This window comes from Planosporangium thailandense, assembly GCF_011947195.1.
Classification (GTDB): Bacteria; Actinomycetota; Actinomycetes; order Mycobacteriales; family Micromonosporaceae; genus Planosporangium; species Planosporangium thailandense.
Genome location: NZ_JAATVY010000001.1, coordinates 456,775 through 470,597 on the forward strand (window position 1 = coordinate 456,775; position 13,823 = coordinate 470,597).

Sequence of the window (13,823 nt, forward strand, 5' to 3'; positions counted from 1 at the left end):
AATCGCTGGCGAAGGGCGGGACCACGATGAGGTCAGTCAGAAGATCGGCACGGTTCGCGCTCGTCCCCGCCGCCGTCGCCGGCCTGGCCGTGACGGGCGTCGCGCAGCCCGCCCGCGCCGGCATGACACCGGACCCGGCAGCGCCCGCCCGCGCCGGCACGACACCGGACCCGGCAGCGCTGACCGCCAACTGCGCGCCGTACCCCGGCGGGGTAACCGTCTGCCCGTCGGAGGTGGCGAGCTTCGACGGCACGCCGCTCGACGTGGACGTCACCCTGCCGATGGCCGGTACCGGCGCGCGACACCCGCTCATCGTGCTGCTGCACGGCTTCGGCAACAACAAGCACGAGTGGGAATCCACATCGGACGCCGGCGACGGGGCCGACAAGTACGACTGGAACAGCCACTGGTTCGCCGAGCACGGCTACTACGTCCTCACGTACACCGCGCGCGGTTTCAAAGACAACGGCACCACCGCCAGCTACCAGCCGGCCACCCCGGCCGGCACCGCGCCGACCTGCCTCCCGCCGGGCGGCTCGGCCTGCCCGCCGGCCGGCACGATCCGGGTGAAGAACAAGGACGTCGAGATCCGCGACACCCAGTGGCTGGCGGCGCTCACCGCGAGCGCGTTCACCGATCTCGACCGGGACCGGGTCGCCATCAGCGGCGGATCCTACGGCGGCGGCGAGAGCTGGCTGCAGGCCGCCGCGCAGGCCGGGCGGGCCAGCTGGACCGACTTCCCGGGCCTGCCCGAGCTGCACCTGCGGGTCGCGGTGCCCAAGTACCCGTGGACCGACCTCGCGTACTCGCTCATGCCGAACGGGCACGGGCCGGACCTGTACTCCTCCGCGCAGGGCGCGCCCGACACCCTCGGCGTCGGCAACCCGGTCGGGGTCGCCAAGCTCAGCTACATCAACGGCCTGTACGCCTTCGGCACCACCAACGGCGTGTTCGACGAGGGCTCGACCGGCCCGCAGACCAACGGCCCGGAGCCGTTCACCGCCTGGCTGAACCGGATGGCGGCCGGGGAGCCGTACGACGCGCCCGGCCGGGTCGACGACGCGATCGTCGGCCAGCTGCGCACCGCCTTCAGCGGCTGGCACTCCGCGTACTACCAGCCCGGCTGGCGTACCGGGCGCGCGGCCGGCCGGGAGCCCGCGGTCTTCTCCGTCTCCGGCTGGACCGACGACCTGTTCCCGGCGGTCGAGTCGTTCCGGATGTTCAACTACCTCAAGTCGCTCGACCCGCTGTGGCCGGTGTCGGTCGCCGTCGGCGACGTCGGGCACGCGCGGGCGCAGAACCCGCCGGCCGCCTGGCGCGCCATCAACGCGCAGGCGTGGGCGTTCCTGCAGAACAACATCGGCGGCAGCCACCCGCAGCAGGGGAGCGTCTCGAGCTTCCCGACCGTGTGCGGCGGCAGCGCGACCGCCGCCGACCGCATCTCGGCGTCGACCCCGGCCGGCCTCGGCAAGGGCACCCTGACCGTCGCCTACGGCGACACGGCTGTCCTGACCCCAACGGCGGGCGTCAGCGACCCGAACGGGCCGGCCACCGACGCCGTGGCCGGCGGGTACCTCGCGCCCAGCGGTGACACCTGCCGCACCTCGGCGGGGCCGCTCGTGCCAGGCGACGGCTACAGCGCGGTGTCGCAGCCGCTGGCCGGGCCGCAGACCTTCGTCGGGATCGGCTACGTCCAGGCCGGGTACACCGCGCTACCGGCGCTGCCTACCGCCGTGCTCGCCGCGCGCGTGTGGGACGTCAAACCCGACGGCAGCGCCGTACTGGTCAGCCGGGGCGTGTACCGATTCGACTTCAACGGGTACGACGCGACCACGGGGACCGTACGGGTGCCGCTGTACGGCAACCACTGGGCGTTCGGCGCAGGGGACCGGGTACGGCTGGACCTGGTCCAGGTGGACCAGCCCACGTACCGGGCGCCCAACCCGGTGGTGACCAGCACCCTGAACCTGTCCGGCATCCGGCTGGTGCTGCCGGTGCGGGAGAGCGGCGCGACGGTTGTTCCATGATCGTGAAGACTTCGCGGGGCTATAACCCCCCCGAAGTATTCACGATCATGGCAAGGTGCGGGCATGCATGCGACGTTGCGCGGCGCGCTGGTAACGCTGCGGCCCGCCACCGCCGGCGACATGCCCGAGCTGGCCCGGATCCGGGCCACACCGGAGGTGTACCGGCGGTGGCGCGGCGGCGAGGACCTGCGGTCGGCGGTGGCCGACGATCTCGACGATCCGGGCGGGCATCCGCTCGTGATCGAGCACGGTGACCGCGTGGTCGGCTACATCCAGTGGAGCGCCGAGGACGACCCGGATTACCGGCACGCCAGCATCGACATCTACCTGGATCCCGCGGTGCACGGTCGCGGCCTGGGCACGGACGCCGTCCGTACCCTCGCCCGGCACCTGATCGCCGACCACGGCCACCACCGGCTGGTGATCGACCCGGCGGCCGACAACGCCGCCGCCATCCGGTGCTACGCCAAGGTCGGATTCCGGCCGGTCGGGGTCATGCGCCGCTACGAGCGCGGGCCCGACGGCGACTGGCACGACGGGCTGCTGATGGATCTGCTGGCCGACGAGCTCACGATCCGGGAGGACTGAACCACGGGTTGCCGACGCGGGTGAAGTACCGGTCGGCGATGTGGTTGAGGACGCGGCGCGCGTCGCGGAACCGGTCGGCGACCTCCGCCACGACGGCGAGCTGCGCGGTGGTGACGGGCGCCAGCTCGCAGGCGCGCCGGTACCAGCGCTGCCCCAGGTGTTCCAGCAGTTGGATCGGTGGCGCGGCGACCAGCCCGGTCTCGTCCGCGGTGGCCAGGCCGGCCGCCCGCATCAGCCGCGCCGCGTCGAACGGCCCGAACGCGTGGAGCTGGGCGTAGTCGGGGAAGACGCCGGTCAGGAACAGCGCGACGTCACCCAGCCGCCGGTACAGCCCGGGCTGGTACGCCGGCAGCGCCTGCTCGGCGACCTGGGCCAGCCGGATCGGGTCCAGCTCGCTGTAGCGCTGGGCGCGCCAGCCGCGCGCCGTCCGGGTCCAGTACCGGCCGCTGGCCACCCGTACGAACGAGGCCAGCAGCTCCGCCAGGAACAGCCGGCGGATCGGGTCGGTGAGGAACTCGCGCAGCCGCGGCGCGTCGAACACCGGTACCCGCTGGCGCGGCGCGGTACGTTCGGCCACGAACCGCGCGGCTGTCATCTCCCGCGCCGCCTGTTCGACGGCGACGAGGAACGCGAAGAACGGCGAGACGCCGATGAGGCCGGCCGGGTCCGGGCCGTACACCCGGTCGAAAAGCTCCGGACGGTCGAACAGTTCCACCATGGTCGCCGGGCGCCAGCGCAGGTCGCCCGCGTGCCCGGGATCGAGCCCCACCGAGGAGGCCAGTACCCGAAGATCCGCCTCCGTGAGGTGCTCCAGATAGGCCCTGCCAGCGCGCTCGGCATCCATGTCCCCACGTTATGTCGCGTCGTCGTGGCCGCACCACCGCTGCGGACGGGCCCGGGCCGGCGGGTCACCGCGCGCCGGTCGAGCCCCGTTCATGCAGGCGGGCGGGGACGTACACCGGTCCGGTCGCCGGCTCGCCGTTGAGGCGTGCGATCAGCAGCTGTACGGCGGCCTTGCCGGTCTCCTCGGGTTCGAGGTCCAGGGCGGTGATCCCGGGTGTGGCGAGCCGGGTCTGCTGTGCGTCGGAGCCGGCGGCGAGGAGCAGGTCCCGCGGTACCGCGACGCCGAGGTGCTGTGCCTCGGCCAGTACGCCGGCCGCGTGCCGGCCGGTCTGGCAGTAGATCGCGTCCGGTCGGGTCTTCGGGCCGTCCAGCAGTTGCCGCGCGGCGTCCCGGCCGCCGTCCTCGCCGGTCGCCTCCGGCACGCGCAGGACCCGGACCGGCAGGTGGTGCCGGCCGGCCCAGGCGCGGTAGGCGCGCTCGGCGTCGACGTTCCACGCGTTGTCGTCGGTGCCGGCGATGAACGCGACCCGTTCGGCGCCACGCTGCCGCATGAGGTCGAGCACCCGCTGGGTCTCGTGCACGTCGTCGGAGCCGACCCAGTCGGTGAAGTCCGGCCGCCCGGGGTCACGGCCCACCGTGACGACCGGTACGCCGGCGTCGAGGAGCCGGGCGAGGGCCTGGTCGTCGCGTACCGGATCGCCGATGACGTAGCCGTCCACGCCGTGTGCGGACGTGGGGATCCCCGGGCGGGTCAGGTCGGGCACGAGCATGAGGCCGAGGCCGTGGTCGAGCGCGGTCACCGCCGCGGCGCCGGCGAACCGTACGAAGTAGTCGACGCCGACGGGCAGGTAGGAGCCGATCGCGTCGAGCGGGCGCATGTCGAGCCCGAGGACGCCGGTGCGCCCGCGGCGTAGCCCACGCGCCATGGGATGGGCCCGGTAGGCCAACCGCTCGGCGACGGCGAGCACGCGGCGGCGGGTCGCCTCCGACGCGGTGCCCTTGCCGTTGAGGGCGTGGGACACCGTCGTGACCGAGACGCCCGCCTCGCGCGCCACGTCGCGGATCGTCGCGCGCCCGGCTCGAGATCGCTGCTCGGGCATCTCAGGGATCCGGGACGGCTGTTCAGGCATGCTCGAAAGACTACTCCCAAAACCTTTTCATAAAAGGTTTTATGCGATAGCGTCCCCGCGTACCGCGCCGCGCGGGCCGTCCGGCCCGGAGCTCTAACCTGCTAAAACTGCCGTGTTCGGAGGATCAGATGCGTGTCCGTGTGACGGCGGTCCTCGCCGTCTCGCTCAGCCTCGGGCTCGTCGCGTGCAGCGGCGCGAAGACCCCGGCGGCCGACAACCACAAGCTCGACGATCTCCTCGTCACCACACCGGCCGCCAAGGGTGAGCTGGACAAGGCGACGTGGAACCTGCCGTTCGGCGAGCCGGCGTCCCTCGACCCGATCAAGGCGTTCAACTACCCGGAGAACACGGTCGTCGCCAACTTGTGCGAGGGCCTGATGCGGCTCGACCCCGACTACTCGATGAAGCCGAACCTGGCGGAGAAGGTCGAGTCCCCCGACCCGCGGACCTGGGTCTACACCCTCCGGGACGGGGTGAAGTTCTGGGACGGCGAGCCGATGACCGCCGACGACGTCGTCTTCAGCCTCAAGCGGCACCTCGACCCGAACGAGGGCAGCTACTGGGCGTCCGACCAGATCACCGGCAACATCGAAGCGATCGAGAAGACGGGCGACCGGCAGGTCACCATCCGGCTCAAGAAACCGGACGCGACGCTCAACTCGTACCTGGCCACGCCGGTCGGCGTCGTCGTCGAACAGAAGCAGCGGGTCGCGGCCGGCGCGAAGTACGGCACGCCGGAGGGGCTGGTCATGTGCACCGGCCCGTACAAGGTCGCGTCGTGGGACAAGGGCTCCAAGATCTCGCTGGTGCGCAACGACGGGTACTGGGACGCCCAGCGCAAGGCCAAGACCGCGCAGGTCGACCTGCAGTTCATCGTGGACCCGGGCGCGATCGCGAGCGCCCTCGACACCGGCGCCATCGACGGGTCGTACGACGTCCCGGTCGGCGCGGTCGACAAGCTGTCGGCCTCGAAGGCCGGCAAGCTGTACCTGGGCAAGTCACTGCAGATGGTGGCGGTCATCAGCACCGGCAGCGGGCCGCTCGGAGACCCCAAGGTGCGGCGTGCGCTGGCCCTCGCCACCGACCGGGAGGCGATCGCACGGACGGTGTTCGCGAACACCGCCCGCGTCTCCCGTTCGCTGGTCCCGCAGGGTGGCTGGACCTACGGCGACAGCGTCTTCGGCCCGGCCTACGAGGCCCTGCCGGACACCGCGAAGAACGTCGACGAGGCGAAGAAGCTCCTCGCCGGAGTGAAGGTCGGCACCGCCCCGATCACCATCGCCTACCCGGGTGAGCGGCAGTTCTACGCCGACATCCTGTCGGAGATGTCCAACGCCGCGCGACAGTTGGGCCTCACCATCCAGCCGAAGGCGGTGCCCAGCGCCCAGTACGGCGCCTTCTTCTCCGACCCGAAGGCCCGCGAAGGCTACGACGGGTTCATGACGACCAACTACATGGACATCCCGGACCCGCTCGCCTTCCTGCGCACCATCGCGGCCAAGGGCGGCTCGCAGAACTTCAACGGCTACACCGACCCACAGGTGGAGAGCCTCATCGACCAGGCGGCGGCCACCTCCGACGGCGACGCCCGGGCCAAGCTCGTCGCCGACCTTCAGGTGAAGGTCATGGACCAGATGCCATGGATCCCGATCGCCGCACCGGCGGTCCGGCTGTTCCTCAACAAGCGGGTGACCGGGGTTCCGGCCTCGTTCGTCTACCTCTACTACCCCTGGGCCGCCGACCTCGGCTCGGCCTGACCACGATCGGGGCCCGGGACGCAACGGCGCGTCCCGGGCCCGCCGGACGGAGGCCCTGTGCTGCGCTTCGTGATCCGGCGGCTGGGCGCGCTCGCCGCCACGCTGCTCGTCTCGAGTTTCATCATCTACGCGGCGATGTACGCCGCGCCCGGCTCGCCGGAGAGCTTCCTGGTCCGCGGCCGGACCGTCAGCCCGGAGGTGCTCGCGTCGATCCGGGTGCAGTACGGCCTGGACGAGCCGTTCCTGGTCCGCTACTGGCACTGGCTGACCGGCGTGCTCAGCGGAGACTTCGGTGAGTCGCTGGCGACCCGGCAGGACGTCGCGTCGCTGCTGGCGTCCCGGATCCCGACCACGCTCGGGCTCACCGCGTACGCGGCCCTGCTGATCGTGGTGTTCGGGGTGGTCGCCGGGGTGGTCGCGGGGCTGCGCGGGGGCGCCCTCGACACGGCCGTCCTGCTCGGCTCCAGCGTCGGATTCGCGATCCCGACCTTCTTCGCGGCCGTCCTCCTCATGAGCGTGTTCGCGGTGACGCTCGGCTGGTTCCCCGTCTTCGGGGCCGGGGCGGGCCTGTCCGGCCGGCTCCTGCACCTGACGCTGCCCGCGGTGGCCCTCGCGCTGCCGGCGATCGCCGTCGTCGCGCGCATCACCCGTACCGCGGTGGTCGAGGAGCGCGACACCGAGCACGTGTCCGTCTCGTTGGCGCGCGGTGTCCCCTGGCGTGTCGTCGCGCGCCGGCACATCGTCCGCAACGCGATGCTGCCGGTGACCACGATCGTCGGTGTGAACGTCGCCGCCCTCGTCGCGGGCGCGGCGGTCGTCGAGCACGCGTTCACCCTCGACGGCATCGGCAGCCTGCTCATCGATGCCGTGCAGCAGAAGGACTTCGCGGTCGTACAGGCCGTCGCGCTGGTGCTGGTGGCGGTGTTCGGCGTGGTCAACCTCGTGATCGACGTGCTGTACGCGGTGATCGACCCGCGCGTTCAACTCGGAGGTGAGAGCGCGTGAGCGCCGAAACGCTGACCGGCGTCGAACCCCTCGCCGTGACGTCCAGCCGGCAGCGCCGGTCGGGCCGGGGCACGGTACGGCGGCTCGGTCCGCTCGGAGTCGCCGCCGTCGTGATCGTCGGCCTGCTCGTCCTGGCCGCGCTGCTCGCGCCCCTGATCGCGCCGTACGACCCGGCGATCGGCAGCGTCGTCGAGCGCTACCAGGCGCCTGGCGCCGCGCACGTGCTCGGTACCGACCAGTCTGGTCGCGACCTGCTGTCCCGGCTGCTGTACGGCGCGCGGACCAGCCTGACCGGCGCCGCCGTCGTCGTGTTGCTCGCGGCCGCCGGCGGCACCGTACTGGCGCTCGTCGCCACCTGGTTCGGCGGGCGCGTCGACGCGCTCGTCGGTCGCCTTCTCGACCTGCTGTTCGCCTTCCCGAACCTGCTGCTGGCGATCCTCGTCGTCGCGGTGTTCGGCACCGGCCTGACGCAGGCCGCGGTCGCGCTCGCGGTGGCGTACGTGCCCTACACCGCCCGCGTGCTGCGCAGCGTCGCGCTGCGGGAGCGGCGGCTGGCGTACGTGCAGGCGGCCGAGCTGCAGGGGCTGTCCGGGTTCGTGGTGACCGGGCGGCACCTGCTGCCCAACATCGCCCCGCAGATCCTCACCGGGGCGGCCATCAACTTCGGGTACGCGATGATCGATCTCGCCGCGCTGTCGTTCCTCGGCCTCGGCGTGCAGGCACCGACCGCCGACTGGGGGCTGATGGTCTCGCAGGGGCAGGATTCGCTGTTGCAGGGCTACCCCGGGCAGAGCCTGCTCGCCGGGGCGTGCATCGTCGTCGCGGTCGCAGCCTTCAGCGTCATCGGTGAGCGACTCGGCGGCCGCCGGGCGGGTGGTCGGGCATGAGCCTGCTGGAGCTTGACGACATCCGGCTCGACCTGCCCCATCGGGGCGGCGACCGTGCCCTGCTGCGCGGTGTGTCGCTGCGGGTGGCGCCCGGCGAGGCGATCGGCCTGGTGGGTGAGTCCGGCTCGGGCAAGTCGATGACCCTGCGGACGGTGCTGCGCACCGAGCCCGCGGGCGCGAGGGTGACCGGCCGGGTGCTGCTCGACGGTACGGACGTGCGGAGCCTCGACGCGGCGGCGCTGCGCCGGTTGCGCGCCCGGGACCTCGCGATGATCAGCCAGGACCCCCGGGCGGCGCTGAACCCGGTACTGCGGGTCGCGGAGTTCCTCGTCGAAGGGCTCTGCGACGCGCGCGGGGAACGCCGCGGCACCGCGGAACGCCGCGTCCGCGACCTGCTCGCCCAGGTCGGGATCGCCGACGTCGACCGCTGCATGGACTCCTACCCGCACCAGCTGTCCGGCGGCATGCTGCAGCGGGTCGTCATCGCCGCCGCCGTGGCCGGCTCGCCACGGCTGCTGCTCGCCGACGAGCCGACCACGGCGCTCGACGTGACGACGCAGTCGGAGGTCATGGCGATCCTCGACGAGCAGCGCCGCGAACACGGCATGGCGATGCTTTTCGTCACCCACGACCTGGAGCTGGCCTCGGCCGTGTGCGACCGGATCGCGGTGCTGTACGCCGGCCAGATCGTCGAGATCGGCACCCCGGCACAGCTGCATTCGGCGCCGCGTCACCCGTACACCCGGCTGCTGCTCGACTCGCGGCCGAGCCTCACCGCGACCACCCCGACGCTCCCCGTCATCCCGGGGCGGCCCGTCGCCGCGTACGAGGTGGGGGCCGGCTGTGCCTTCGCGACCCGCTGCCCCTGGATCGCGCCCCGGTGCCGCGACGGTGCGGTCCCGCTCGTCGAGGGCGACGGCCGCGCCGTGCGCTGCCACCGCAGTGATGAGCTTCGCGGGGAGCTGGTCCGTACGAGCGCGCCGGAGGTGACAGGGTGAGCGGCACGACAGGGAACGTCATCGAGATCACCGGGCTGTCGAAGCGGTTCACGACGGGCCGGGGCGGGCAGCGCCGGAGCGTCGACGCGCTCGTCGACGTCACTCTGACCGTCGCCGACGGCAGCTGCCTCGCGGTCGTCGGGGAGTCGGGATCCGGCAAGACGACCCTCGCCCGCATCCTGGTCGGCCTCGAAGGCGCGGATGCCGGACAGGTCGTGCTCGCCGGTCGCCCGGTCGCGCAGCGACCCCGCCGGGCGGAGCGGCGCGCCCGCGCCCGGGACATCCAGATGGTGTTCCAGGACCCGAACGGGTCGCTGAACCGCCGTCGCACGGCCGGGTCGGCGATCAGTGAGGTGCTGACCGCCCACCACCGGGTGCGCGGTGCCGAGCTACGTCGTCGCGTCGACGACCTGCTCGATCAGGTGGGCCTGCTCCCGGCGCACGCCCGGGCGCTGCCCGGCGAGCTCAGCGGTGGGCAGCGGCAGCGCGTTGCGATCGCGAGGGCGCTCGCCGCCGAGCCGCGCGTCCTCGTCCTCGACGAGGCGGTCGCCGCGCTCGACGTGTCGGTGCAGGCCCAGGTCCTGAACCTGCTCGCCGAGCTGCGGCGGGTCCGCCGGCTGACGTACCTGTTCATCACCCATGACCTGTCGGTCGTGCGGCAGGTGAGCGAGCAGGTCGTCGTCATGCGGCGGGGCGAGATCATCGAGCGTGGGAGCACCGAACGGGTGCTCGACCAGCCGCAGCACCCGTACACGATGCTCCTGCGCGACAGTGCGCCCCGGCCGGGGTGGCGACCCCGGCGCGCGCTCGGTCGCGGGGAGCCCCGGGCCGAGGACATGGAGGCCGCACGGTGAACGATTCGAGGTACCTGCGGCTCGACGCGGCCGACCCGTGGCGGCGCGGCCACGACCGCGGTGTCCGCACCGCGTCCGAGATCGCGGCGGCCTGGGCCACGTACTCGCGGCTGTTCGCGGTCACCGCGGCGGCGGCCGGTGTGACGCTCGACGTGCCCGCGCTCGCCCGCGCGACACTTGCGGCGACCCGGTCCTGGGCGCCCGATCTCGCCGAGGAGATGCGGGGCGTCGCCGACGGCGCGGGTGTACCACTGTGGACGATCGCCGCGCTCAACGCGCGTACCGAGATCCTCGCCGTCGCCGACGCACCGCGCGCGGGGGAGTGCTCGACAGTCGTCCTCACCGGTGCCCGTACCTTCGGCGGGCAGACCTGGGACTGGCACGACGAACTGGCCGGCTCCTGGCACGTGCAGTCGGTCCGCGGCGACGTCCTGGGCTTCGCGGGCGTCACCGAGTACGGGATGCTGGCGAAGATCGGCCTCAACGAGGCCGGCGTGGGGATCCTGTTCAACATCCTCGGGCACGTGGACGACGGTGCGACCGGCGTGCCCGTGCACCTCGTCGTCCGCCGGGTCCTCGGCACCGCCGCGTCCCTCGACGACGCGGTGGCGATCCTGCGGCAGGCGCCGGTCTCGGCGTCCACCGTCATGACCGTCGTGACCCCCGACCGCTCCGCCTGCGTCGAAGTCAGCCCGGCCGGTGTCGCCGTGATCCCGCCGGACGACGAGGGTTGGCTGCTGCACACCAACCACTTTGTCGACCCCGTGCTCGCCCGCGGCGATCTGCGCGGGCGGCGGGAGCCCGAGACGTACGACCGGCTGCGCCTGCTGTCCGCGCGGGTCCGTGACCGGTCCGGCCTCGACGGCGTGGACGACCTGGCCGCGCTGCTCACCGCCCATCCCGACGATGGCGCCGAGGCGTGCTGCCATCCGCCGGCGGGTGGCCGGATCGGCACCAGGTGGGCGACGCTCGCCACCATCGCGGTGGAGCCGGCGGCGCGGCGGCTCATGGTGCACAGCGGTGGTCCGTGCACCGCGACGCCGTCCACCTGGCTGCCGGTCACGGTACCGAGCGGCGGCGACGGTACGAGCGTGAGCTTCGGCGGAGACTAGGCGCGTACCCACAGGTCGTGCGGCCGGCGACCGGGCCGGAAGCCGTGCGCCTCGGCCAGGGCGGTGCCGCGGGGGAAGTCGCGGGCCAGCGCGTCCCACGACCATTCGCTGTGTACGTGCCCGCCGGCGGGCCACGATCCGCGCAACATGTCAGACATTGCTGCCTCCCAACGTCGGGAGGCAGCAATGTCGCACGAGTTGCGCGGATCGTGGGGCCGGCGGCTACCCGATCTGCTCCTGGGCGCGTACGCGCCGGCGGCCGAGCGCCAGGTAACCGGCGAACCCGATGACGAACGCCGCTGCCACGCCGAGGTTGGCGTAGGCCCACGCGCCGCTCTTGCCACCGAGGCCGAGCACCGACAGCAGGTACCCCTGCCAGGACAGCCAGCCGGCGTACGTGTTGGTCACCAGGCCCCAGCCGATCACCGTGCCGACGACGACCAGCCCGATCGCGACCGGGTTGGTCGCCCCGTATCGGCCCTCGGTCCGGTACAGGTCGGCGTCGGCGTACGCGGCCTTCCGCAGGGCGAGGTCGGCCACGAAGATTCCGCTCCAGGCGGCGATCGGCACGCCGAGGGTGATGAGGAAGCCCTGGAACGGGTTGAGGAAGTTGTCCGCGACCCAGACGACGTAGATGGTGCCGAGGATCATCAGTACGCCGTCGATGCCGGCGGCTGTCCACCGGGGCACCCGCAGGCCGAGGGTGAGCAGCGTGAGCCCGGACGAGTAGATGTCGAGCACCGCACCGCCGATCAGGCCGAGGATCGCCACGAGCGCGAACGGCACCAGGTACCACGTCGGCAGGAGCGTGGTGAGCGCCCCGATCGGGTCGCCGCCGATCTTCGTGTTGAGGTCGGAGTCGGAGCCGGCGAGCAGCAGGCCGAAGACGACCAGGACGACCGGGGCGACGCTCGCGCCGAATGTCGTCCAGCCGACCACGCCCCGGCTCGACGCGGTACGCGGCAGGTACCGCGAGTAGTCGGCGCCGGAGTTGGCCCAGCCGAGCCCGAACGCGGTCACGGCGAAGATGAGGGTGCCGATGAACGCCTGGGCGGAGCCGCCGGGCAGCGCCGACACCTTCGACCAGGAGATGTGGTCCGCGGTCAGGGCGATGTAGCCGACGGTCAGGACGGCGGTCGCGATCGTGATGATGCCCTGCAGGCGCATGATGGCGTCGAAGCCGAGGATCCCGGCGAGCATGATGACCAGCGCCACCACCAGGAACGCGATGATCTTGGTGGCGGAGCCGTCGCCCCAGCCGAGCCGGCCGAACACCGTCGCCGTGGCGAGGGTGGCGAGCGCGACGAGCACGATCTCCCACCCGACGAGCAGGATGTAGCTCAGGGCTGCCGGCAGGGCGTTGCCCCGCACCCCGAACGCGGCCCGGCTGAGGATCATCGTGGGTGCGGAGCCGCGCTTGCCGGCCAGCGACACGAAGCCGACGAGCAGGAACGACAGCACGGTACCGATCAGCCCGGCGATCGTCGCCTGCCAGAACGAGATGTTGAACCCGAGGAAGAACGATCCGTAGCTGATGCCGAAGACGGAGACGTTCGCGGCGCACCACGGCCAGAACAGGTCACGTGGCCGGCCCTTGCGCTCCGACTCGGCGATGACGTTGATGCCGTTGACCTCGACGGACAGCCCGGCAGGTCCGCTGCCGGCCGGCGCCGGCACGGTACCCGTGGGCCGAGGCTCTGTGGTCATGGGGTTCCCCCTGGTTGGCAGGTTGCCTGTTCGAGCACCGTGCGGATCACGGCGCCCAGCTTGGTGGCGGAGGCGGCGGCGACCGCGACCACCTCGGTGGGATCGGTCGGCTCGCTGTCGAGCTCGATCGCGGTGACCACGGACAGCCCGAGCAGTTCCAGGCCGGCCTCGCGGGCGGCGATCGCCTCGATCACGGTGGACATGCCGACGACGTCGGCGCCGAGGGTACGCAGCATGCGTGCCTCCGCCGGCGTCTCGTAGTGCGGACCCGGCAGGAACGCGTACACGCCCTCCACCAGGTCGGGGTCGGCGGCGAGCGCCAGGCCGCGCAGGCGGGGGCTCCAGCAGTCGGACAGGTCGACGAAGCGCGGACCGCGCAGCGGCGAGACGCCGGACAGGCTGAGATGGTCACGGATGACGACCCCGGTGCCCAGGCCCCACTCGGGGCGCAGCGAGCCGTTCGCGTTGGTGAGGACCGCCGTACGGCAGCCGCTCGACGCGGCGGTGCGCACGGCGTGCGCCACCGGATCGACGCCGAGCCCTTCGTACAGGTGGGTGCGGCCGAGAAAGCACAGTACGCGGGCGTCGCCGAGCGGGTAGGACCGGACGAGCCCGAGGTGGCCGTCGGCCACCGGCGGATGGAACCCGGGCAGCTCCGCGACGGGTAGCTCGGCCGCCGGGGACCCGAACGCGTCCGCGGCGGGGGCCCAGCCGCTGCCGAGCACGACGACCGCGTCGTGGCGCGGGCAGGACGTGGCCTCGGCCAGCGCCGCCGCGGCCTCCACCGCGAGCTCGTACGGATCGCGTGAACCCTGCACGCGCACCTCCTCGGGCCACCGTGCCCCGCTTGACACCGCACCCATGATCAGCTTCTGTGTACTGGACATGTTTATACAGGTCAAGTGGGAAAACTAG

General features: G+C 72.5%; 13 protein-coding genes. 8 read left to right on the plus strand and 5 right to left on the minus strand.

Annotated features, from left to right (window positions below):
• The first annotated feature begins 26 nt into the window (after positions 1 to 26).
• Both HC031_RS02145 and HC031_RS02150 read left to right on the plus strand, forming a co-directional pair.
• A complete protein-coding gene (locus tag HC031_RS02145) occupies positions 27 to 2,027 on the plus strand; it encodes a hypothetical protein (RefSeq protein WP_167923392.1) in 2,001 nt (666 codons plus the stop codon).
• 63 nt (positions 2,028 to 2,090) lie between these two features.
• Positions 2,091 to 2,615, plus strand: coding sequence for a GNAT family N-acetyltransferase (locus tag HC031_RS02150; protein WP_167923393.1), 525 nt, complete (start codon positions 2,091 to 2,093; stop codon positions 2,613 to 2,615).
• Here HC031_RS02150 and HC031_RS02155 read toward each other — a convergent pair.
• Positions 2,596 to 3,459, minus strand: a complete 864-nt coding sequence (locus HC031_RS02155; protein WP_167923394.1) for a hypothetical protein — start codon at positions 3,457 to 3,459, stop codon at positions 2,596 to 2,598. The genes HC031_RS02150 and HC031_RS02155 overlap by 20 nt on opposite strands.
• A gap of 64 nt (positions 3,460 to 3,523) precedes the next feature.
• A complete protein-coding gene (locus HC031_RS02160) occupies positions 3,524 to 4,588 on the minus strand; it encodes a LacI family DNA-binding transcriptional regulator (protein ID WP_205862102.1) in 1,065 nt (354 codons plus the stop codon).
• A 128-nt stretch (positions 4,589 to 4,716) separates the two neighbouring features.
• On the opposite strand from HC031_RS02160, the gene HC031_RS02165 reads away from it, so the two are divergent.
• Genes HC031_RS02165 through HC031_RS02190 form a run of 6 tightly spaced genes read left to right on the plus strand, consistent with a single transcriptional unit; the run spans position 4,717 to position 11,201 of the window.
• Complete coding sequence (locus HC031_RS02165; RefSeq protein ID WP_167923395.1) at positions 4,717 to 6,345, plus strand: ABC transporter substrate-binding protein; 1,629 nt, start codon at positions 4,717 to 4,719, stop codon at positions 6,343 to 6,345.
• A 57-nt stretch (positions 6,346 to 6,402) separates the two neighbouring features.
• Positions 6,403 to 7,350 (plus strand): ABC transporter permease, encoded by a 948-nt coding sequence (locus HC031_RS02170; RefSeq protein ID WP_338090437.1) that lies wholly within the window; start codon positions 6,403 to 6,405, stop codon positions 7,348 to 7,350.
• Positions 7,347 to 8,237 (plus strand): ABC transporter permease subunit, encoded by an 891-nt coding sequence (locus tag HC031_RS34220; RefSeq protein WP_205862103.1) that lies wholly within the window; start codon positions 7,347 to 7,349, stop codon positions 8,235 to 8,237. The genes HC031_RS02170 and HC031_RS34220 overlap by 4 nt, the downstream gene beginning before the upstream one ends.
• The gene (locus HC031_RS02180; protein WP_167923396.1) at positions 8,234 to 9,235 is read left to right on the plus strand and encodes an ABC transporter ATP-binding protein; all 1,002 of its coding nucleotides are present in this window, start codon (positions 8,234 to 8,236) and stop codon (positions 9,233 to 9,235) included. The genes HC031_RS34220 and HC031_RS02180 overlap by 4 nt, the downstream gene beginning before the upstream one ends.
• Positions 9,232 to 10,089, plus strand: coding sequence for an ABC transporter ATP-binding protein (locus HC031_RS02185; protein ID WP_338090438.1), 858 nt, complete (start codon positions 9,232 to 9,234; stop codon positions 10,087 to 10,089). Before HC031_RS02180 ends, HC031_RS02185 begins: the two co-directional genes overlap by 4 nt.
• Complete coding sequence (locus HC031_RS02190) at positions 10,086 to 11,201, plus strand: C45 family autoproteolytic acyltransferase/hydrolase (protein ID WP_167923397.1); 1,116 nt, start codon at positions 10,086 to 10,088, stop codon at positions 11,199 to 11,201. Before HC031_RS02185 ends, HC031_RS02190 begins: the two co-directional genes overlap by 4 nt.
• Here HC031_RS02190 and HC031_RS02195 read toward each other — a convergent pair.
• From HC031_RS02195 to HC031_RS02205, 3 genes are all read right to left on the minus strand, one after another.
• Positions 11,198 to 11,359 (minus strand): hypothetical protein, encoded by a 162-nt coding sequence (locus tag HC031_RS02195; RefSeq protein WP_167923398.1) that lies wholly within the window; start codon positions 11,357 to 11,359, stop codon positions 11,198 to 11,200. The genes HC031_RS02190 and HC031_RS02195 overlap by 4 nt on opposite strands.
• A gap of 64 nt (positions 11,360 to 11,423) precedes the next feature.
• The gene (locus tag HC031_RS02200; RefSeq protein WP_167923399.1) at positions 11,424 to 12,908 is read right to left on the minus strand and encodes a purine-cytosine permease family protein; all 1,485 of its coding nucleotides are present in this window, start codon (positions 12,906 to 12,908) and stop codon (positions 11,424 to 11,426) included.
• Positions 12,905 to 13,795 carry a purine-nucleoside phosphorylase gene (locus HC031_RS02205; RefSeq protein WP_240941984.1) on the minus strand — a complete coding sequence of 297 codons (891 nt, stop codon included), beginning with the start codon at positions 13,793 to 13,795 and terminating at the stop codon, positions 12,905 to 12,907. The genes HC031_RS02200 and HC031_RS02205 overlap by 4 nt, the downstream gene beginning before the upstream one ends.
• Between the last annotated feature and the right edge of the window lie 28 nt (positions 13,796 to 13,823).

Coding starts and splice junctions, on each gene's coding strand:
- HC031_RS02205 (WP_240941984.1), bottom strand. CDS start 13,795: ATGTCCAGTACACAGAAGCTGATCATGGGTGCGGTGTCAAGCGGGGCA.
- HC031_RS02145 (WP_167923392.1), top strand. CDS start 27: ATGAGGTCAGTCAGAAGATCGGCACGGTTCGCGCTCGTCCCCGCCGCC.
- HC031_RS02150 (WP_167923393.1), top strand. CDS start 2,091: ATGCATGCGACGTTGCGCGGCGCGCTGGTAACGCTGCGGCCCGCCACC.
- HC031_RS02195 (WP_167923398.1), bottom strand. CDS start 11,359: ATGTCTGACATGTTGCGCGGATCGTGGCCCGCCGGCGGGCACGTACAC.
- HC031_RS02155 (WP_167923394.1), bottom strand. CDS start 3,459: ATGGATGCCGAGCGCGCTGGCAGGGCCTATCTGGAGCACCTCACGGAG.
- HC031_RS02165 (WP_167923395.1), top strand. CDS start 4,717: ATGCGTGTCCGTGTGACGGCGGTCCTCGCCGTCTCGCTCAGCCTCGGG.
- HC031_RS02200 (WP_167923399.1), bottom strand. CDS start 12,908: ATGACCACAGAGCCTCGGCCCACGGGTACCGTGCCGGCGCCGGCCGGC.
- HC031_RS02180 (WP_167923396.1), top strand. CDS start 8,234: ATGAGCCTGCTGGAGCTTGACGACATCCGGCTCGACCTGCCCCATCGG.
- HC031_RS02160 (WP_205862102.1), bottom strand. CDS start 4,588: ATGCCTGAACAGCCGTCCCGGATCCCTGAGATGCCCGAGCAGCGATCT.